The sequence below is a fragment of the Thermococcus sp. 21S7 genome (assembly GCF_012027615.1).
GTDB lineage: Archaea > Methanobacteriota_B > Thermococci > Thermococcales > Thermococcaceae > Thermococcus.
Genome location: NZ_SNUT01000007.1, coordinates 136979 through 157305, shown reverse-complemented (window position 1 = coordinate 157305; position 20327 = coordinate 136979). Strand labels below are relative to the sequence as shown.

The following is a 20327-nucleotide window of genomic DNA, read 5'->3' as shown; positions in this document are numbered from 1 at the left end:
CCCATTCGATATAAAGCTATAAGGAATTCTGAAACTCAGAATAAACCTCGCGGGCGATTCTCTTGTTCGGCCGCTTGAAGACGAGAACCTCCGAGACTTCCGAAAGGCCGTGCTCACTGGGCGTTACCAGTTCAGCCTCCCTGAAGAAAATTCTCCCAAGGGCAAGCTGCGAGGCCAAATCCCAGAGCCTCAGCTTCATCCCGGCCACCCTCTCAAAGCCCGGCAGTCTGTAGTATCCCCGTCTCTCGACTCCCCTGCGGACGTCGTAGCCCTCGTGGAGGGAGACGAGTGTGTAGTCCTGAGTCCTCCTCTCGACCAGGAAGTCCTTGTAGGCGGAGCCGTAAAGGAAGCGCTTTATCCTGTCGGTTTCTTCAATGAAGAATGCTCCGTCATCGCTCAGGACTGATGCGACACCCGAAAACAGTCTTACGGCCTCGAAGGGGTCAAAGTGCGGCATGGTGTGCCCCCATAGAAGGGCGAGGTCGTGTTCGCCCACCAGTGATGGAAGGTCGAGCACGTCGCCGGCGACCGTTCTGAGCTCGGGCCTTATACCGGCGAGTTCAAGCCATTTCATGGCTTTTTCCATGTCCTCAGCTCTTGCTTCTACCAGTGTCAGCCCCGATGCTGAAAGGGCCTTTGCCGCCGCCACGCCTGCAATACCCGTCCCTGCGCAGAGGTCAAGAACCCTCGATGCCTCAACATCCCGCCCTTCAAAAAAGCTGACTATGGCGTTGAACCTCCTCAGGGCCCTCCCGTCATCCGGATCCATCCACCATCTGAAGTGGCGGTAGAATTCCTCAAGCGACATCGAACCACCATGAGGTTCTCCGGCGAGGGTTTTAAAACTCTTAAGGCCTCGGCTAACCCTCTTCTCCTCACCGCTCAGCGTGGCTAACGCTCGTCATCGGCCTGAGGAAGTTGATGCCAAGGTTTTAAAAAGAATCCGTCGAGGAAGGAAGGGGGATGAAGAGCGTTTACCGGTCGGATCGCTACCGGATGAAGAGACTGGCACTGGCCGACCCCTCATCTCTTGAAGAGTTCGTGCTCAACCAGCGCGACTATATCGTTGTGGATGTCATCCACGCTGGCCAGGGCGTTGACTATCTTCATCTCGGGGAAGCGCTCGGCTAACTTGAGGTAGTTCTCGCGCACCTTCTTCTGGAGCTCCGCTATCTTGTCGAACTCTGTCTTTATGCTCCGCCCGTTTATGCGCTTCATGCTCTCCTTGACGGGCAGATCGAGGAGAATCACAAGGTCCGGCCGTATCGCGAAGCGGTTCAGGTCGATTAACCACTCAAGGTCGAGCCCCCTCGCCCACTGGTACGCGAGGGAGGAGTAGAAGTAGCGGTCGGATATGACGATTTTACCCGCTTCTATTGAGGGTTTTATCAGCTTGCTGACGTGCTCTGCCCTGTCGGCGGCGAAGAGAAGCGCCTCGGCCTCGTGGCTTATCCTGGCGCCATCGATTATACCCTCACGTCCTCCCGTGAGAACCAGCTTCCGTATCAGCTTTCCAAAGGCCGTATCTGTCGGCTCCTTGGTTAGAATCACGTCGTAGCCTTTTTCCTCAAACCACTCCGCCAGAAGCCTTGCCTGAGTTGATTTACCTGCGCCATCGATGCCCTCAATGACTATGAATGCTCCCACAGATGCCACCTCCAAAATGAACGGAGGATTATAACGGGGCCTACCCTTTTAACGCTTTTCTCTTAAAGATTTTTTGAGGGTTTAAAAAGGGGAGCAAAAATTCAAAGGTTCTTCTTCATGTGATCCAGGAGCTTCCACATGCTTCCGAACTCGAACTCCTCCCCGTCCTTGTAGAACTCAACGACGCCCTCGGGCCTAAAACGCAGTCCAAAGTCGTAGTCCCCCTTCTGGAGTTTGTGCATAAAGACCTCCTTGGGCTTCGGCGGCAGGTAGCTCGTCATCATGTCGTTTATCAGCTCAACCTCGAAGCCGAAGTGGTCGCTCATGCGCGGGAAGAACAGCACCGCTGGAGTGTTCATGGCGTCAACGAGGGCCTTGGCCTCAACGCGGAAGTTGTAGTACTTGAAGACCTCGTGGAGGAAGTCATCCAGGGCGTTTGGATAGTACACGGTCGCCCCGATGTCGTTGGGCTGTGCCTCGATGAAGCTCTTGCTCTCCGTTATCGCCCCTATCTCGTCGCTGTCAATGCCGCTCACGTAGACGCGAACACCGCCGTAGTAGTAGACGTACGCCAGCGGAAGCCCCTTTCTGTGGGCGAAGTCCTTCAGGGCTATCAGGGGAATCAGACGGACGTCCATTATCGTGGAGCCAGTGCTGACGATTCCGACCACCATCGCTCGCTTCCCGTATCTGGATATTGCCCTGCCGTCCCTTCCGACTATTATCGTGCCGTGGGATATCGTTCCTATGGCCCTTCCGAGAAGGGCGAGCTCCTCAGGGTTGAACCTCTGGGAGTAGTACACTTCCACTTCCACCACCTCAATCCGGGAGTATTATACTCTCCTTACCGATCCTAGACTCCACCCAAATCTTAACGTTGGAGCCTATCTTGCTGAAGTCCTCTATGAGCGTGTTGTCACCGATAACGCTACCGGGCTGTATAACAACGCCCCTGCCCACGTGGACGTTCTCCCCTATTATCGCCTCCCTAATCTCGGCACCCTCATCTATCACCGCTCCTGAAAATATCACCGAACGCTCTATTTTAACGTTTCTGCCTATTTCAACGTCGTCTCCGAGCACCGCGAAGCCCCTGACCTCCGGCCGCCTCAGGACGCAGCGTCTGCCTGTTATCAGAGCCCCCCCGTACTCAAGGTTTCCCTTGAGGCCCTCTGTTCTCAGGCCGGGCAGAACAAGCCTACCCAGAAAAACGTCCTCTGTGGCCTGAAGGTAGCTCGACGGCCTGCCAACGTCGTTCCAGTACTCGTTGAACGGGAATCCGTAGAGGGCCAGGTCGTTCTCAAGCATCCTGGGAAACAGATCCCTGGAAAAATCGAAGCTCTTGCCCTTGGGTACGAGGTCAAACGCTTCGGGCTCGAAGACGTAGATGCCGGCGTTGACGAGGTTGCTGAAGGCTTCCTCCGGCTTTGGTTTCTCCTTGAAGCGGAGTATCCGCCCATCTTCGTTTATTATCGCTATGCCGTACTGGCTCGGATCCTCGACTCGGGAGAGTGCTATCGTGGCGAGGGCCTTTTTCCGCGAGTGGTACTCGTAGAGTGCCTTTAGGTCCAGATTCGTAAGCACATCGCTCGAAACGACAAAGAACGCATCGTCCATCTCTTTAACCACCTTTTTGGTGGCACCAGCCGTTCCTAGCTTCACGTTGTCCTTGTTGGAGTAGTGTATCTGGATTCCCCACTGGCTTCCATCGCCGAAGTACTCCATTATGCGCTCCTTGAGGTACCCAACCAGAACGTAGACCTCATCCACTCCAGCCTTCGCGAGACTCTGGACGGTGTACTCCATCAGCGGCCTGTTGAAGAAGGGTATCATGGGCTTCGGCCTGTAAACGGTCAGCGGTAGCAACCGTGTTCCCCTACCCCCGGCCAAAATCACTGCCTTCATTACGCGCACCACTGGGGTATATCACCGCTAGTTAATATACTTTGCGCCGGGAGTAGGCAGATGGACATAGGTCACTAAACTTGTGCACCACATACCTGTCGTTGTGACAACCAGTGCCGCTGTTTCTGCAGGATCCAGGCAAGAAAATGTCCGGATTGAGCTTTTCGCTGGTCACAACGACGAAGAATTTTTAAGTTCAAATCCAACTCCCATCGGAGGCGATATTATGAACGCCTTGGAGAGGCTTGAAAGGCTCCTCGACAAAGAGCAGTTTGAAAAAATCAGGGCGATAAACAATCCCGAACTCCACGAGTTTTTGGCGGAATGGATCGAATGGCTTGAGCCCGATAAGGTTTTCGTTTGCACCGATAGCGAAGAGGACGAGCACTACGTCCGCTGGAAGGCCCTCTATTATGGGGAGGAAAGAATCCTTGAGACCCCCAACCACACCGTCCACTACGACAACTACTACGACCAGGCTAGGGACAAGGCCAACACCAAGCTCCTCGTTCCCGGAGGTAAGGAGATTCCCTTCCTCAACACCAAGGACAGGGACGAAGGCTTGAGGGAGATACGGGAGCTTATGAAGGGTGTTATGCGCGGCAAGGAGCTCTTCGTATGCTTCTTCGTCCTTGGGCCGAAGAACTCGGTTTTCACGATTCCAGCCGTCCAGCTCACCGATTCAGCCTACGTAGCCCACTCAGAGTTCATCCTCTATCGGAAGGGCTACGAGGAATTCAGGCGCCTTGGGAGGCAGGCTAGGTTCTTCCGCTTCGTCCACTCCGCCGGCGAACTCGACGAGAGGAAGACCAGCAAGAACCTCGACAGGAGGCGCATCTACATAGACCTCATCGGGGAGACTGTTTACTCCGTCAACACCCAGTACGGAGGGAACACCATAGGCCTCAAGAAGCTCGCCTTCAGGCTTACCATCCAGCGCGCCATCAGGGAAGGGTGGCTCAGTGAGCACATGTTCCTGATGCGCGTCAACGGCCCCAACGGAAGGAAGACCTACTTCACCGGCGCCTACCCGAGCATGTGCGGAAAGACATCCACCGCCATGATAAGCTGGGAGAACATCGTCGGCGACGATTTGGCCTTTATAATGCCATTCAACGGCGTTGCCCGGGGAGCCAACGTCGAGAAGGGCGTCTTCGGCATCATCCAGGGCGTCAACCCGGAGGACGACCCGATTATCTGGCGGGTTCTCCACTCACCGGTCGAGATAATCTTCTCGAACGTTCTCGTCAAGGAAGGAAAGCCCTACTGGAACGAGATGGGTGTTGAGATTCCGGAGGAGGGCGAGAACCACAGCGGAAAGTGGTGGCGCGGAAAGAAGGACGCCGAAGGAAATGAGATACCTCCGAGCCACAAGAACGCGCGCTTTACAGTCAGCCTTGAGCACTTCCCGAACGTTGACTTGGAGGCCCTCGAAGCCCCGTGCGGCGTTGAGGTCGGCGGAATGATATTCGGCGGCCGCGACAAGGACACCTGGCCTCCTGTGAGAGAGGCCTTCAACTGGAAGCACGGCGTCGTTACGATGGGCGCCGCCCTTGAGAGCGAGACGACCGCTGCGACCCTCGGTAAGGAGGGCGTCCGTGCCTTTAACCCGATGGCCATACTCGACTTCATGAGCGTTCCGCTGGGGGACTACATCAGGAACTACCTTGAGTTCGAGAAGAAGCTGAGGAAGGCCCCAAGGATATTCGCCGTCAACTACTTCCTCCGCGACGAGAACGGCAACTGGCTCAACCACAAGCTCGATAAAGCAGTCTGGCTCAAGTGGATGGAGTTAAGAGTTCACGGCGACGTCGATGCCATTGAGACGCCGATAGGTTACATTCCGAAGTACGAGGATTTGGCGAGGCTCTTCAGGGAGGTTCTGAACAAGGAGTACACCAGGGAAGCCTACGAGAAGCAGTTCACGATAAGGATTCCCGAGTTGCTGGCGAAGATTGAGCGCATCGAAAGGATATACCGCGAGAAGGTCAAGGAAGTCCCCGAGGAGCTCTTCCAGGTTCTTGAGGAAGAGAGAAAGCGCCTTCTTGAGGCCAGAGCGAAGTACGGGGACTACATCAGCCCCTTCGCCCTTGAGGCGGGGTGAGCTTTTCTCTCGATTTTCTCATTTTGGGAGTCTTCGTCAAACGCCGAGCGGCAAGACTTTTTAAGGTTCATTCCGATTACGTATCACCCAAGATGATACACGGGTGGTTGCCATGGTTGAACTCGACACCTGTACCCAAGATGTAATCAGGGAGAAGCTTCCACATCCCCTGAAGGATCTGGCGGAGCTGGCGTACAACTACTGGTGGAGCTGGAACCGGCGCGCCACAAAGCTTTGGGAGTACATAGACCCAGAGCTGTGGATGGAGCACAAGAACCCGGTTAAGCTCCTTCTCGACGTTCCCCAGAGCCGCCTCCGCGAGCTTCTCAAGGATGACGATTTCATGAACCTCTACGACCTGGTCACCGAGCAGTTTGAGAGCTACATGAACCCTCAGTCCACATGGTTCTCCACCAACTACCCCAAGTGGGACAGGCCGATAGTGTACTTGTGCATGGAGTACGGGATAAGCAGAAGCCTGCCCATCTACTCCGGGGGACTAGGCATCCTGGCAGGAGACCACGTCAAAACCGCCAGCGACCTCGGTTTGCCGTTCATCGCGATTGGCCTTCTCTACAAGCACGGTTATTTCCGGCAGGAAATCGAGAGGGACGGCAGGCAGAGGGAGGTCTTTCCGGAGTACAGGCCGGGTGAGATGCCGATTAAACCAGTTCTCGGCAAGGACGGAAAGCCCCTGCTGGTGGAGGTTCCAATAGAGGACAGAATCATATACGCGAGGGCCTTTGAGGTCACGGTCGGCAGGGTGAAGATATACCTCCTCGACACTGACGTACCGGAGAACGACGCCGACGACAGGACGATATGCGACTACCTTTACAACGCGGAGGTAGACAAGAGGATAAAGCAGGAGATACTCCTGGGAATCGGCGGCATGAGACTTTTGAAAGCCCTTGGAATAGAACCCGGCGTGGTTCACCTCAACGAAGGACACCCGGCATTTGCGAACCTCCAGAGGATCGCTTGGTACATGGATGAGGGCCTCACCTTCACCGAGGCGCTCAGCATAGTTCGGGGCACGACTGTTTTCACCACACACACCCCGGTTCCGGCGGGGCACGACAGGTTCCCGATAGATGAGGTTAGGAAGAGACTGGCAAAGTTCCTTGAGGGCAGGGAAGAGCTTTTGGAGCTCGGAAGGGAGGACGACCAGCTGAACATGACCCTCCTGGCCATAAGAACTTCGAGCTACGTCAACGGCGTAAGCCAGCTCCACGCGGAGGTCAGCAAGCGCATGTGGAAAGACCTCTGGCCCGACGTCCCGATAGACGAGATACCCATCGAGGGCATCACAAACGGAATCCACACCATGACGTGGGTTCACAACGAGATGAGGAAGCTCTTCGACCGCTATCTCGGCAAGATCTGGCGCGAGCACACCAACCTCGAAGGCCTCTGGTACGCCGTCGAGATGATTCCCGACGAGGAGCTTTGGGAGGCGCACCTCGAAGCCAAGAGGCAGTTCATAGAGTTCCTCAGGAGGAAGGTCATGAGGCGGAACGAGCGCCTTGGAACGGACGATCCCTTACCGGACATGGACGAGAACGCGCTCATAATCGGCTTTGCCAGGCGCTTCGCAACCTACAAGCGCGCAACCCTTCTGTTCACTGACCTTGAGCGGCTGAAGAGAATCCTCAACGACCCCGAAAGACCGGTTTACCTGGTCTTCGGCGGAAAGGCCCACCCGATGGACGAGGCCGGCAAGGAGTTCCTCAAACGCGTTTACGAAGTCAGCCAGATGCCCGAGTTCAGGGGCAAGATATTCGTGATGGAGAACTACGACATGGGCAGCGCCAGGCTCATGGTGGCGGGGGTTGACGTCTGGCTCAACACGCCGCGCAGGCCGATGGAGGCGAGCGGAACCAGCGGCATGAAGGCAGGACTAAACGGCGTCCTCAACGCGAGCATCTACGACGGCTGGTGGGTCGAGGGCTACAACGGTAAGAACGGCTGGGTCGTTGGCGAGGAGAGCACGGAGCCGGAGACCGAGGCCGACGACGCCAAGGACGCCGGGGCGCTCTACGACCTCCTGGAGAGGGAGATAATCCCGACCTACTACGGCAACAGGGAGAGATGGATATACATGATGAAGGAGAGCATCAAGAGCATAGCGCCGCGCTTCAGCACCCACAGGATGGTCAAGGAGTACGTCGGCAGGTTCTACGCGAAGGCCATGAGCAACCACATCTGGCTCACCCGCGAGAATTACAGGGGGACCAAGGAGATAGCCGCTTGGAAGGACCGCGTCACGGCGTCGTGGGACAGCGTGCGGATAGAGGACCTTCGGGTCAGGGAAGACAGAAGCGGCTTTGATGTCACCGTGTACCTCGACGGACTCGCGCCGGAGGACGTGAGGGTCGAACTCTACTACGGCGTCAAGGCTGAGGGCTACCACGTTGAGAAGCCCTACATCATCGAGCTTAGGCACCCGAAGGATCTCGGCGGGAACAGGTGGCTCTACACCTACGAGGGAACCGCCCTGAGGCACCTCGGCGACCCCTGCTGGCACTACGCGCTCCGTGTTTACCCGCACCACGAGAAGCTGCCCCACAGGTTCCTGCTTGGACTGGTTAAGTGGAGGGGCTTCGACGCTTGAACTTTCATTGTATTTCATCTTTTTTAACCTAAAGCGTCCGTTGTAAAAGCTGCACAACTCACGGGGAGTGGAACTATGGATGAAGTGAAGAAGTGGACCCTGTATCTTACGTTCCTGGTTGCAGGATTCGCCACGAGCATCGGTAGCATAGGTCTGTTTCCCCAGTTCTGGCTCCAATACGGCATTACAGGAATAGCAGTGTACATGGTCTTCCTCGCCGTGTTTACGTACATAGCCATACTCGAAGCAGAGACGGTTATGAAGTCTGGCTACTACTTCGTCGAGCTTTATAACAAGGTTTCTAGGCGGCCTGCAATGGTACTGTCCATCTTTATCGTCGTGGCGATGTTCCTTTCGTACTACACGGCCAACACCATGCTGACGGTGCTCTCTCCCCTCCTAGGCACTGGAACCATTGCCAGGCTGATAGCAAAGGTACTGATGTTCATCATAGTCTTTCTGATACTCACTAGGGTCAAGGAGAAGACGTTCTCCATAATGGCCTTTGGTTCGATAGTCTTCGTCATCGCTGTGACGGTGACCGCCGTTGCCTTTAAGGTTCAGATACCGGAGAACGCGGCGTTTCTGGGGCTGGCCAAGCATATGATACTTGCCAGACACGAACTGAGCCTTGCCCTGATAAAAACTGCCGCGGAAAGGGCCCTCTACGGTGTCGGCCTGGGAATGGCTTTCTACCTCATGCTGGGCAGCTTCATAAACGAGCGCTTCAACGCCAAGGTCATCATCGGAACGGGTATACTCATCCAGCTCCTCATAGGCGTTCTGTCAACCATAACCGTGGTTTACGCCATTGCCCCCACAACGCCGGAAAGACTCATTCAGTACGTCTACGGCGGGGAAGAGGGCGCCATTCAGATGATGGCCGACCTTCCCACCATACTCGCGGATTACCCCATGCTCCTGGCGTTGATAGGTCTTTCCACGTTCTTCGCCGGTGTGACCAGCCTGCTCCCAACCGCAGAGATTGGCATTCAGATCATCGGATCGATGATGGGTACAGGAAGAAACAGGGCCGCGACATACCTAATAGGAACCTCCCTCCTGATCGGTATCTTTGACTCTCCACCGTCGGTAGCCGATATGGTACTCAAGGCGGTTGTTCTTGCCACGTTCTTCACGGCAACATACGAGCTATACCCAGTGGTCTCATCCGGAAAGAAGCTTTCTGTGCCCGCTATGGCGGTGGTTGCAGTAGGCTCTCTCGCGTTCGTGGTTGGGGGCCTCTATGCCTTCTTCGGCGTGTTCAGGACAGGAGGACTCTACGTGGTCTCGGGTGTCTTGGCGGCCATCGTGTTGCTCTTCGGCCTCTTTGGCGACAGGCTGGTCGCCCAGAAAACGGCCGTATGATGCCCCTTCTATTTTTCTTTAATCCCTGTGAAAAGGATAAGAAAAGGTGGCAGCGCGTTACCTGTGGGCGAATATCGCCACGACCTTCTCCCCAACCTCATCGATTCTGACGAATCCGAAGCGCTCGAACTGGACAACGTCGTCCACGCTGACCCCGGCATCGCTCTCCAGGAGACCCTTTCTGACCACCAGCTCGTCTCCCTCAGGCACGAGAACCTCGCAGGGCTTTCCTTCGGTGACCCAGTGAACCATCCTCCAGCGGTGCTCCCTGGCAACTTCGTAGTCAACGCTGTGGAACTTCGCCATAATCCCGTCTTCGCTCGCCTCGATTATCTCGACGTTGAAGAGGTCCTTAAGGCGGACGAAGCTGCCCGGCTTGAAGAGCTCCATGTCGTCCCTTGAGACGTAAACCGGCTTTCCAGGCACGAACTTGAGCCTCCTGACACCGCGCTCCGGATGGTCCGGATGGAGCGGAATCTCGGCAATGAATTCCTCGTCATAGCCCTCTATGTACATGGGTATCGGATCGGCCACGAAGAAGTACCTGTTGGCTATCGGCTCGATGATGTGCCTGTTTATCGCCGCGAGGTTGTCCCAGCTTATGGTCGTGTCGCTCCGCTTGAGGCCGACCTCGATGATGAGTTGCCTTATTGCCTCCGGCCTTATGCCGCGCCTCTTGAGGGCCCTTATGGTTCCGAGCCTTGGGTCGTCCCAGCCGAGGTACTTGCCCTCCTGGATTCCCTTCCTCGTCTTGGACTTGCTGAGAATCACGCCCTCTATGCTCAGCCTTCCGTGGTGGACGGTGACCGGGTACTCCCAGCCGAAATAGTCGTAGATGTAGCGCTGTCTCGTCTCGTTCTCCGCGTGCTCCTGGCCGCGGAAGATGTGGGTAACGCCGAGTTCATAGTCGTCTATGGCCGAGGCGAAGTTGTAGAGGGGCCAGACGCGGTACTTGTCACCGACGCGCGGGTGGTCCGCGTTGTCGATTATTCTCAGCGCCGGCCAGTCCCTCACCGCAGGATTGGGGTGCTTGAGGTCGGTCTTAATCCTGACGACGGCTTCTCCTTCCTTGTATTCGCCGTTCAGCATCTTCCTCCAGCGCTCCAGCTGAACCTCGACCGGCTCCTCCCTGTGCGGGCAGGCGATGCCCTTGTCCCTAAGCTCGCGGAACTTCTCAGGCGGACAGGTACAGACGTAGGCTTTTCCGCCCTTTATGAGCCTCTCAGCGTAGTCATAGTATATCTCCAGCCTGTCGCTGGCGATGTGTATCTCATCTATCTTGAAGCCGAGCCATTCGAGGTCTTCCAGTATCCAGTCATAGAATTTGGGTTCGGGCCTCTTAACCTTTGGGTCGGTGTCGTCGAAGCGAAGGATGAACCTGCCGCCGTAGAGCCTCGCGTACTCGTGGCTCAGAATAGCGGCCCTCGCGTTGCCCAGGTGGAAGGCTCCATCCGGATTGGGGGCGAAGCGGGTAACGACCTTCCCCTTCTCGGCCTTCGGCAGGGGCGGGAGGCCTTTCTTTTCCTCCTTCTTGGCTTTCTTTGCCTCAAAGAACTCGGGATAAATCTCCCTGAGCTTGGCTCCCTGCTCCTCGATGCTCATTCCGTTGACCTTCTCCACGATTTCGTTCACCAGAGGAATCACTTCCTTGGCCTTCGGCCTCAGCTCAGGGTTCTCGCCGAGAACCTTTCCTATAACCGCCTTGGGATTCGCCTTCCCCTTGTGGGTGTAAGCGTTGATGAGCGCGTACTTCAGTATAAGCTCCTCCACGTTCATTCTCCTCACCGGGGGAAGAAAGGCGGGAGTGGTTATAAAGTTTAGTCTTCGGGAGTTTCGCCGTTCTCTCCCTCCCCTACAATTGCTTCAAGGAACATGATAGTTAGGCCAACGATGCCGGAGAACAGGCCTATGCTAGTATAACCTGCCAGGAGCACCAAAATGCCAAACAGTATAAGACCCATTCCAAAGAGCAGCATCCCGACCCTCATGGAGAGCACCTGGGAAGTATTACTCCATGTGATTAAAAAGGTTATGCCCAAAGAAGAGAGAAAAGGAAAATTTACTCCGCGAAGGTGACTATCTTGAGGTTTATCGGACGCCTGACGACGTTGTACTTCCTCGCGCCGACGAGGTACTTGACGCCGCTCTCGCTCACCGTGTCGATGAGCCTCTGGGTGATGACGCCGTTGAATACCACCGCATAGACGTCCTTACGCTCCCTGAGCTGGTTCGTGAGCTCCCTGACCGGTATCTCCGCAACGGTGTTCTTGTCCTTATTGAGGAGGAGTGCCATCGACTCTTTGGAGGCTTTAACCTTCTCTATGAACTCCCCGAACTCATCGAGTTCGCTCGGCTTCGGCTGCTGGATGGGCTTTATTATGCGCTCCTCCCTCCTGGGCTCCGGCTGGTGCCTCCTCTCCTCAACCTTCTGCGGCTGCGGCGGAGTCACAGCCTGGACGGGCGGTTTGGATTCCCTCTTCTCCTCCCTGGCCTTTGCCTTCTCCTTTTCCTTGATGACGTCGTAGAAGTTCCTGCCCTTGTAGAATATCTCGGTTATGACCTGCTCGGCCGGAACCTTGCTCCTGAGGGACTTGACTATCTCCTTCTTGGTAAGCTCCTCAACTTCTTTGCCCTCCGGTGCCCTTGCCACGTAGTCAACATCCGCCACCTGCAGGAGCTCCTTGAGGATGAGCTCGCCGCCGCGGTCGCCGTCGGTGAAGGCGGTAACAATTCTCTCCTTGCTGAGCTTTATGATGGTCTCGGGAACGGAGGTGCCCTCAACGGCTATGGCGTTCTTTATGCCGTGCTTGAGCAGGTTGAGAACATCGGCCCTGCCCTCGACGACTATGATTGAGTCCGAGAACGGTACGTGGGGCCCTGCAGGAAGCTTCTCCGGCCCGTATTCGATGAGCTCCTTGGCGCGGACTGCCTTCTTGACCTCCTCCGTCAGCTCCTGCGTTTCCGGTATCTCCTGCTCCATCAGGCTCTCCAGTATCTCCTTGGCCCTCTCTATTATGTACTTCCTCTTGGTCGCCCTGACGTCCTCGATGCGGAGAACCTTTATCTTGGCCTCGGCAGGACCAACGCGGTCGATGGTTTCGAGGGCGGCAGCAAGGATTGCCGTCTCGACCCTGTCGAGGCTCGACGGAACGGTTATCGTTCCGTAGGTCTTTCCGGCTTTGGTGTGAACCTCAACCCTTATCCTTCCAATCCTTCCGGTCTTCTGAAGTTCCCTTAAATCGAGATCGTCACCCAGGAGGCCTTCAGTTTGACCAAAAATAGCACCAACAACGTCCGGCCTTTCAACAATTCCGTTCGCCTCAAACTCCGCGTATATTACGTACTTTGTGGTTCCAAACTCATCTTTGGCTGACATACCACCACCTTCTTTCCGTTTTTCAAACTTCTGCTTTTCAGCCAAAATGTGGTGAAGCACTGTCTTCTTCCTCTTCATCGAATCCCCTCCAGAGGGGGGTCAGAAACGGAGACGACCTTAAGGTAAAGGCCGTAGAGGTCTTCAATCCCCTTGATGTCCTTCTTTGCTATTCTCCTGAGCTCCCTGCGCGTCTCTGCATCAACCCTGCAGGGATAGCCCTCCAGATACCGGAGGAGCTTCCTTGCGAGTTCTTCGCCCTTTCTGTCGAAGTCCGTAAGTATCATGACCTCTTTATGTGATGACGCGATGAGCGCAATTTCCGTTAAAGGCAGGCGGGAGAGCCTTATTATCTCCGCCCTGACCCCCAGATTCCTCAGAGCCACCTCGTCTCGCGGGCCCTCCACGATGAGGACTCCCTCAAACTCTCGCAGTTTATCTATAAGCTCTAGGAATCTTTTATAGTTTTCGGCGTACATGTTGCCGTCGGTTAGGTAACTAAAGAAGGGGGTTATAAGTCTATTGGATGATTTTTGACGCTTTTTTGTTTACATCAGCAGACGCTGCGCACGGGCACGGTGTGGCTCATCGGCTCCTCATAGAACTCGTCCATGAGTTTCTGGAGCTTCCTGGAAAGTTCAACCTGCTTGCCCCACGAGCCCTCTATCCTCCCCTTAGCCGCCATCCTGCCCAGAAACTTCTTCATCTCCTCGCTCAGCGGGCTCGGCTTGCAGCGCGCCCATGGAGTCCCGGGGAGGGGCATGAAGTAGTGAGCCCTTACCTTCCCTCCCTTGGTCATTATCCACTTCATCAGCTCGATACTCTTCCTCTGGCTCTCCCCAGTTTCATTCGGAAGGCCGACGATGAAGTCAACGACCGGTTCAAAGCCGTACTCAAGCATGTATTCGACTGCCCGCTGAACGTGCTCGACCCGGTGGAGCCTGTGCATGGCCTTGAGCATTGCATCATCGCCGCTCTGCGCCCCGATGGCCAGCCTTCTGTTGTCTGCATAGTCTATGAGGAGTTCCAGCGTCTCCGGAAGGACGAACTCCGGACGAACCTCACTCGGGAACGTGCCGTAGTAGAGCCTTCTGCCCTCTTCCCTGAGGGGCTGAAGGGCCCTAAGGAGAGCCTCAAGCTTGTTGAGATTTAAAATCGCCCCAGGGGAGCCGTAGGCGAAGGCGTTCGGCGTTATGTAGCGCATGTCCCTCATCCTGCGGGAGTACTTTACGATTTGGTCTATCGGCCGGTGCCTCATCCTCAGCCCCTTGATGTAGGGTGTTTGACAGTAGTAGCAGCCGAAGGGACAGCCGCGTGTTATCTCTATCGGCGATATGAGACGGACGCTCTCGGGATACGGCGGGAAACGCCAGAAGTCCTCGACCTTGGCAAAGCCCGTGAAAACGAACTCGCCGTTGAGGTAGAAGGCCAGCCCCCGAACGTTCAGGAGATCCTTTGTGATTCGGTACCCGGTCTTTTTCAGCACGGTGAGGAGCCGGTAGAGAACCTCCTCCCCCTCGCCTATAACCGCGATGTCAAAGCCGAGCCGGCTCAGGGTGTGCCTCGGCATGGCTATCGCGTGGTAGCCTCCGGCAACGAGGAGGGCCCCTTTCTCCTTCAGGATGCGTACCTCATCGGGCAGGGCCCCCCATATCTCCTCCGTAAAAAAGGAGTACAGAACCACCCTTGGCCTCGCCCGAAGTATCTCTTTAAAATCCTTGGTTATCAAAAGCCCGTCCAGGTCAAAGCCCTGGCTCTCCAGGGCGCCGAGGAGATGGACGAAGGCGTTGTGGTTGCGCTTTGTCATTCTCACCGCTATCTCGGGCATGTTTGAAGCCTTGAGAAGGGACTTAAAACGCTAACGGTTGGGGAAAGGATAGAAAAGCCAAAAAGGCCATCAGGCCTTGAGAGCGAGCTTAACGTCCTCGGCCTTAACGGTCTTTCTGCCAGCGTGCCTGGCGAACTGGACGGACTTCTTGCTGAGCTCGATAGCGTACTCCTCAAGGTACTCGGCAAGAATCTTAGCAGCCTCCTCACTGACCCTCTCGGCACCGGCCTTCCTTATAAGCCTGTCAATTGGAGCAATCGGCAACTCAGCCATTCACAACACCTCCATGAAGGGTTTTTCGGTATCCTCTTGGAAATTGGAGATATATAAACCTTTCGGTAAAAGGGGCCACCTACGTCGGCCAGATGTCCAATGGGCCTTTGAATACAATCGACTGAACTAGTCGAATATTTTCATGGGCATTCCCAGCAATAGATAACCTGGCAAAAGCACAACATGCCATAGAAGGCCCCACCTGGATGATGCCTCCGTAGACCCGTAACCGGATGATGCCAGCGTTTATCGGCCGACAGGTCACGGGGGAATGTGAGCTGGTTTTTATCTGCCCAGGAATACCCCAAGAAATAGAACAGGGGTTAGCGGGTAGTCGGGTTATTTCGATTTCCTCCTCGAAAGCACGAGATGTTGGCTTCCCTGATAGTTTCCCCTGTACGGATTTTTCGCTGGCCCTTCCAGCCTGATGAATGCTATCTGGACAAAGCGCTCCCCGTAGGCAAGTTCAACCGGCTTATCCGAGGCATTGTAGACTCCAAGGGTTAGGTTGCCGTCCCAGCCAGGATCAACCCACGCGAACGAGCCGAGCAGACCTTCCCTGGCGAGGCTGCTCCTGAGCTTCATGTCCCCCATGACGTCGTCGGGGAGCTTCACACGCTCCAGGGTCAGGATGAGGGCGTAGGTCCTGGGGGGAATCACCACTTTTCCGGCTCCTCTAACGTCGATTAGTTCCCCATTTATGTACGCCTCCCTACCAACGCGCAGGTCATAGCCTGCCGGCTGGAGGGACTTTTCATTGAAGGGCTCGATTAGAATTTCCTTCCTGATTTTCCAGTCCGGGAGCATCATCAGTCACCGCAAGCTTTATTTTGCCGTCCCTTAAAACACTTCCGAGGGCCCGTGGCCTAGGGGACATGGCGCCGGCCTTCGGAGCCGGTAGTCGCGGGTTCGAATCCCGCCGGGCCCGCCAGTAACACAAACTTTTGCCCCGCAAAAGTTTGATCAAAAGGTCGTGATTCCTTCTTGAGGGGTCAGATTTTTAGCAGATTTTCCTGTTTTAATGGTTGACTTTACAATGGATTCATCGCCAAAAGGCGCTTTTTAACGGGTTCAACTCACACCGCGCTCCTCCGGAGCGCTAAAAAGACCGAACCATTGAAGTACACCTCCCAAAAGAATCCAATCAACTGCCAACTTAAGTGAAAATCCTATCCAAACAGCACAGCAATCCAGAGAGGAATCACAAACTTCGATGAAAACTACAGGGGTTTGAGAGTACCGAGAGATAAGGGCCGGGCCCCCTTGTCTTTCGTTGTGGTGGGGCCGCCGGGATTCGAACCCGGGTCACGGGCTCCCAAAGCCCGCAGGATGGACCAAGCTACCCTACGGCCCCGCCCGCGGTAGGTGCATGGGGGGGTTCCTTATTAAGCTTTTCGCTGGAAGCTTTTGGAAAAGCTTCACCAAACGTTCGTAGCAATCTTTTTCCAAAAGCTTGCTCCGCAGGATTTTTATAATCCACCCGCCTATCGCCTCAAGGTGTCGTTATGGTCACGCTCATCATAGCCGAGAAGCCCAACGTCGCGAGAAAAATCGCCTATGCACTGGCGGAAGGCAAACCCGTTAGAAAAACGATAGGGAAGGTAGGTTACTACGAGTTCACCCGCGACGGAAAGAAGATAATAGTCGCCCCCGCCGTGGGCCACCTCTTCTCCCTCGCCCCAAAGGTGAAGACCTACGGCTACCCCATCTTTGACATCGAGTGGGTGCCCGTCTATGTCGCCGAGAAGGGGAAAAGCTACGCCAAGGACTACATCAAGGCATTGGCAACGCTCGCTAGGAGGGCGGACGAGTTCGTGGTGGCCTGCGACTACGACACGGAGGGTGAGGTTATCGGCTATACAGCCCTCAAGTACGCCTGCGGCGTTGACCCCGCCAAGGCGAAGAGAATGAAGTTCTCCGCCCTCACCAAAAAGGACATCCTCAAGGCATGGTACAACCTCGAACCGACGATAAACTTCGGAATGGCCGATGCCGGAATAGCACGCCACGTCCTCGACTGGTACTGGGGTGTGAACCTGTCGAGGGCCCTAACCTCGGCAATAAAACGCGCAAGCGGCAAATGGCAGGTTCTCTCCACAGGCCGCGTTCAGGGTCCGACGCTTAAGTTTCTGGTTGACAGGGAGAAGGAGATTCAGAACTTCAAGCCGACCCCATACTGGGTAATCAAGATGCTCCTTGAGAAGAACGGGGAGCAGTACACGGCGGTCTATGAGAAGGAGCGCATACTCGATGAAAACGAGGCGAAGCGCATCGTCGAGGAGGCTAAGAAGGGCCCGGCCTTCGTCGAGAAGGTCGAGGTCAAGCAGCAGAAAAGGAATCCGCCGGTGCCCTTCGACCTCGGAACCCTGCAGAGGGAAGCTTATTCCGCCTTCGGTTACTCCCCGAAGAAGACTCTGGAGATTGCACAGAAGCTGTACGAGAAAGGCTACTGCCTGCATCCGGACTCCCTCATTCCAACCCCAGGTGGAGTGAAGAAAATCAAAGAGTTGCCCAAGGAGGGGGAGGTGTTTGCCCTTGACTTTGATTTGAAGTTATCAAGGGCCAGGTACAGGCTCCTTGAAAGGGATGCGGATGAGCCCATGTACAAAGTTACCCTCAGCGACAGAACGGAGCTTTATCTTACTGGAGACCATCCCGTTCTGGTTTACCGGGACGACAAGCTTATTTTCGTACCCGCAGGGGAGCTCAAGGAAGACGACCAGATTGTTTTTCTTTTAAACCGGGGACAATTCAAAGGAGTGAGTTCAGCTCCCACTCTCTTGGGCTTTATTCTCAAAAATGCCTCCTCGATGAAGGATTATATTCTCTACGAGCCTGCCTTCGGAAGAATTATACGGGAAAGGATAAAGAGAGCGGGCCTGAAAGTGGAGATTCTATGGAGGTTCAAAATCAAGGAGCCTACCTACTACAAGTATCTCAGAGGCAAAATGCCGGTGAAGATTTTCAGGTTCCTTATGGAGAGAGGTGTAATATCAAAGGGGGAAGCAAGAAATGTTTTCAAGGGGTTCTCTTACGGAACCTCAACAACGCCAATTTCTTTTGAGTTCAATGAGGACTTCTGGTATCTGTTCGGCTTTGTCGTTGGGGACGGCCATCTAGATAGGAAGGGCCAAATAACGATTTCGGCCAAGGAGAGGACGGAGGAGACAGTAAAAGCACTCCGGGAAGTTGCGGAGTCCCTCGGTGTTCCCTTTGCGTACGATGGAAAATACAAGCTGATAATCCTGCGTAGCAAGTCCCTGACGAGGCTGTTTGAGCTCCTTGGCTGTCCCTATGGGAACAAAACCGAGGTATTCGAGATTCCCGGTGAGATAATGGCAAAGCCCAAATGGATGGCCTCTTTCCTGGCTGGCTACTACGATGCGGACAGCCACATTGGGACGAAACCAACCGGTGGCGGGAAATCCATGTCCCCGCAAATCGTCCTAACGTCCAAGAACAGGGGGGCAATATACACCGTCAAGCTCATGTGGCAACTCCTCGGCGTTGGCACGTACCTATGGGAGAAAAAGGGCAGTCAGGGCAATTTAGTGGCGTACGAACTTAAGGTTTACTCCCGCGATGCACTCAGGTTCTACGAGGTCATGAAGGATTACCTGAGAGTGAAGAGTCGGGACCTTGAGAAGGTTCGGAAGGTTGCGATTAGGAGGAGAAAGGTGTATTCCCATCATTACAGCGTTCTCAGAGTTAGGGACTGGAGCGGGAAGCTAAGAACCGACAACACCCTTTGGAAAGAGTTTGATATGTCCAACCAGACAGCCCACGGACATGGAATAAGCCTCGACAAGCTCGAAAGAATCAGGGATTACCTGACCGATGAGGACCTTCGCAGGATTGCCACAGGCGACGTCTACGTTCTCGAAATAAAATCCATTGAAAAGTTCCACTACAGAGGCAAGGTCTACGACCTTGTTGTTGATAACTACCACAACTTCATTGCCAACGGTGTCGTCGTTCACAACTGTTCCTACCCCCGCACCTCATCACAGAAGCTCCCCAAGAACCTCAACTTCCGCTCCATTCTCCAGAACCTCGCCAAGCTGCCTGAGTACAAGCCCTTCGCCCACGAGCTTCTTGGTAAGGAGCGGCTCAAGCCCGTCGAGGGCAAGAAGGACGACCCCGCCCACCCAGCAATCTACCCAACTGGGGAGCTTCCGAAGCCCGGTGACCTCACGAAGGATGAGCAGAAGGTCTATGACCTCGTGGTCAGGCGCTTCCTGGCCCTCTTCATGGAGCCAGCGGTGAGGGAGATAATGAAGGTCGTAATAAACTCCAACTCCCACCGCTTCATCCTGGGTGGGGCGAGGACAATGAAGGAGGGCTGGCTGAAGGTCTACGGCAAGTACGTCAAGTTCGACGAGGTGATCCTTCCCGCGTTTAAGGAGGGCGAGCCGGTCAAGGTCATTCAGATAAAGCGTGAGAAGAAGAAGACGAAGCCCCCCGCGCGCTATTCGCCCGCGGCGGTTATCAAGAGGATGGAGGACCTAGGCATAGGGACCAAGGCCACCCGCGCGCAGATTCTGGAGACCCTCTACAGCCGCGGCTACATCGAGGGCAAGCGGAAGATAAAGGTCACTCCCCTCGGCATGCGCGTCGTTGAGGCCCTGGAGAAGAACGTGCCCGACATAGTGAGCGTCGAGCTGACGAAGGCCTTCGAGGAGAAGATGGAGGAGATTATGGCCGGGAAGGCCGACAGGGAGGGCGTCATCGAGAAGAGCAAGAACCAGCTCATCAAAATCCTCCAGGTTTTCAAGGAGAAGGAGCTCGACATCGGAAAGATGCTCATGGAGACTACTGGAACCGGGGCGACCACCTCAAAAACGGCCGCCAGAAAAGCCGGTGCAGTAAAGGAGCTCAGCGAGGAAGAGGAGAAGGCGGTTAAAAAGGCCGTTGACGGGGGAGAGCGGAGGAAGGAGCCCCTCGTGATAGGCAAGTGCCCCAAGTGCGGCGGCGACCTCGTGGTGCGCTATAACAGAAAGACCGGGAAGAGGTTCGTCGGCTGCTCCAACTGGCCCAAGTGCAACGTCACCTACCCGCTCCTCCAGCGCGGCGAGATAATCCCGACCAACAAAACCTGCTGCGGCGGCGCACCGGTGGTTAAGATACGCGAGAAGGGCCGCGAGTACGAGATATGCGTTGACATGAACTGCAGGGATTGGAAGCGATAGCCTTATCTTCCCTTTTGCGGAGTTCT

At 55.3% G+C, this 20327-nt stretch carries 15 protein-coding genes and 2 tRNA genes; 5 read left to right on the top strand and 12 right to left on the bottom strand.

Going from position 1 to position 20327, the window contains the following annotated elements; genetic code table 11:
- Positions 1–16: 16 nt before the first annotated feature.
- From E3E51_RS11620 to E3E51_RS11605, 4 genes are all read right to left on the bottom strand, one after another.
- Positions 17–808: a class I SAM-dependent methyltransferase gene (locus E3E51_RS11620; protein WP_167913252.1), complete on the bottom strand. Its 792-nt coding sequence runs from the start codon at positions 806–808 to the stop codon at positions 17–19.
- Between the two features lie 215 nt (positions 809–1023).
- Positions 1024–1647, bottom strand: coding sequence for a dTMP kinase (gene tmk / locus E3E51_RS11615; RefSeq protein ID WP_167913251.1), 624 nt, complete (start codon positions 1645–1647; stop codon positions 1024–1026).
- 101 nt (positions 1648–1748) lie between these two features.
- The gene (locus E3E51_RS11610; RefSeq protein WP_167913287.1) at positions 1749–2456 is read right to left on the bottom strand and encodes a phospho-sugar mutase; all 708 of its coding nucleotides are present in this window, start codon (positions 2454–2456) and stop codon (positions 1749–1751) included.
- A gap of 10 nt (positions 2457–2466) precedes the next feature.
- Positions 2467–3552: an NDP-sugar synthase gene (locus E3E51_RS11605; protein WP_167913286.1), complete on the bottom strand. Its 1086-nt coding sequence runs from the start codon at positions 3550–3552 to the stop codon at positions 2467–2469.
- 223 nt (positions 3553–3775) lie between these two features.
- Here E3E51_RS11605 and E3E51_RS11600 point away from each other — a divergent pair, with 223 nt between their 5' ends.
- The 3 genes from E3E51_RS11600 (at position 3776) to E3E51_RS11590 (ending at position 9638) form a co-directional block, all read left to right on the top strand.
- Positions 3776–5656, top strand: coding sequence for a phosphoenolpyruvate carboxykinase (GTP) (locus tag E3E51_RS11600; protein ID WP_346765969.1), 1881 nt, complete (start codon positions 3776–3778; stop codon positions 5654–5656).
- Between the two features lie 112 nt (positions 5657–5768).
- Positions 5769–8270, top strand: a complete 2502-nt coding sequence (gene malP, locus E3E51_RS11595) for a maltodextrin phosphorylase (protein ID WP_167913249.1) — start codon at positions 5769–5771, stop codon at positions 8268–8270.
- Positions 8271–8345: 75 nt separating this feature from the next.
- Positions 8346–9638, top strand: a complete 1293-nt coding sequence (locus E3E51_RS11590) for a sodium-dependent transporter (RefSeq protein WP_167913248.1) — start codon at positions 8346–8348, stop codon at positions 9636–9638.
- 57 nt (positions 9639–9695) lie between these two features.
- On the opposite strand, the gene E3E51_RS11585 is transcribed toward E3E51_RS11590, so the two are convergent.
- The 7 genes from E3E51_RS11585 to dcd form a co-directional block, all read right to left on the bottom strand.
- Positions 9696–11414 (bottom strand): glutamate--tRNA ligase, encoded by a 1719-nt coding sequence (locus E3E51_RS11585; protein ID WP_167913285.1) that lies wholly within the window; start codon positions 11412–11414, stop codon positions 9696–9698.
- A 41-nt stretch (positions 11415–11455) separates the two neighbouring features.
- Positions 11456–11635, bottom strand: a complete 180-nt coding sequence (locus E3E51_RS11580) for a hypothetical protein (protein ID WP_167913247.1) — start codon at positions 11633–11635, stop codon at positions 11456–11458.
- 62 nt (positions 11636–11697) lie between these two features.
- On the bottom strand, positions 11698–13092 hold the full coding sequence (dnaG, locus tag E3E51_RS11575; protein ID WP_167913246.1) for a DNA primase DnaG: 1395 nt from the start codon (positions 13090–13092) through the stop codon (positions 11698–11700).
- Positions 13089–13490, bottom strand: a complete 402-nt coding sequence (locus tag E3E51_RS11570) for a toprim domain-containing protein (protein ID WP_167913245.1) — start codon at positions 13488–13490, stop codon at positions 13089–13091. The genes dnaG and E3E51_RS11570 overlap by 4 nt, the downstream gene beginning before the upstream one ends.
- A gap of 74 nt (positions 13491–13564) precedes the next feature.
- Complete coding sequence (locus tag E3E51_RS11565; protein WP_167913244.1) at positions 13565–14839, bottom strand: TIGR04013 family B12-binding domain/radical SAM domain-containing protein; 1275 nt, start codon at positions 14837–14839, stop codon at positions 13565–13567.
- Between the two features lie 69 nt (positions 14840–14908).
- Positions 14909–15112, bottom strand: a complete 204-nt coding sequence (gene hpkA / locus E3E51_RS11560) for an archaeal histone HpkA (RefSeq protein ID WP_167913243.1) — start codon at positions 15110–15112, stop codon at positions 14909–14911.
- Between the two features lie 339 nt (positions 15113–15451).
- Complete coding sequence (gene dcd / locus E3E51_RS11555; protein ID WP_167913242.1) at positions 15452–15922, bottom strand: dCTP deaminase; 471 nt, start codon at positions 15920–15922, stop codon at positions 15452–15454.
- 45 nt (positions 15923–15967) lie between these two features.
- On the opposite strand from dcd, the gene E3E51_RS11550 reads away from it, so the two are divergent.
- Positions 15968–16043 (top strand) — tRNA-Arg (locus E3E51_RS11550).
- A 345-nt stretch (positions 16044–16388) separates the two neighbouring features.
- On the opposite strand, the gene E3E51_RS11545 is transcribed toward E3E51_RS11550, so the two are convergent.
- Positions 16389–16466, bottom strand: a tRNA-Pro gene (locus E3E51_RS11545).
- Between the two features lie 151 nt (positions 16467–16617).
- On the opposite strand from E3E51_RS11545, the gene topA reads away from it, so the two are divergent.
- Positions 16618–20301, top strand: a complete 3684-nt coding sequence (gene topA, locus E3E51_RS11540) for a DNA topoisomerase I (protein ID WP_167913241.1) — start codon at positions 16618–16620, stop codon at positions 20299–20301.
- The last annotated feature ends 26 nt before the right edge of the window (positions 20302–20327 follow it).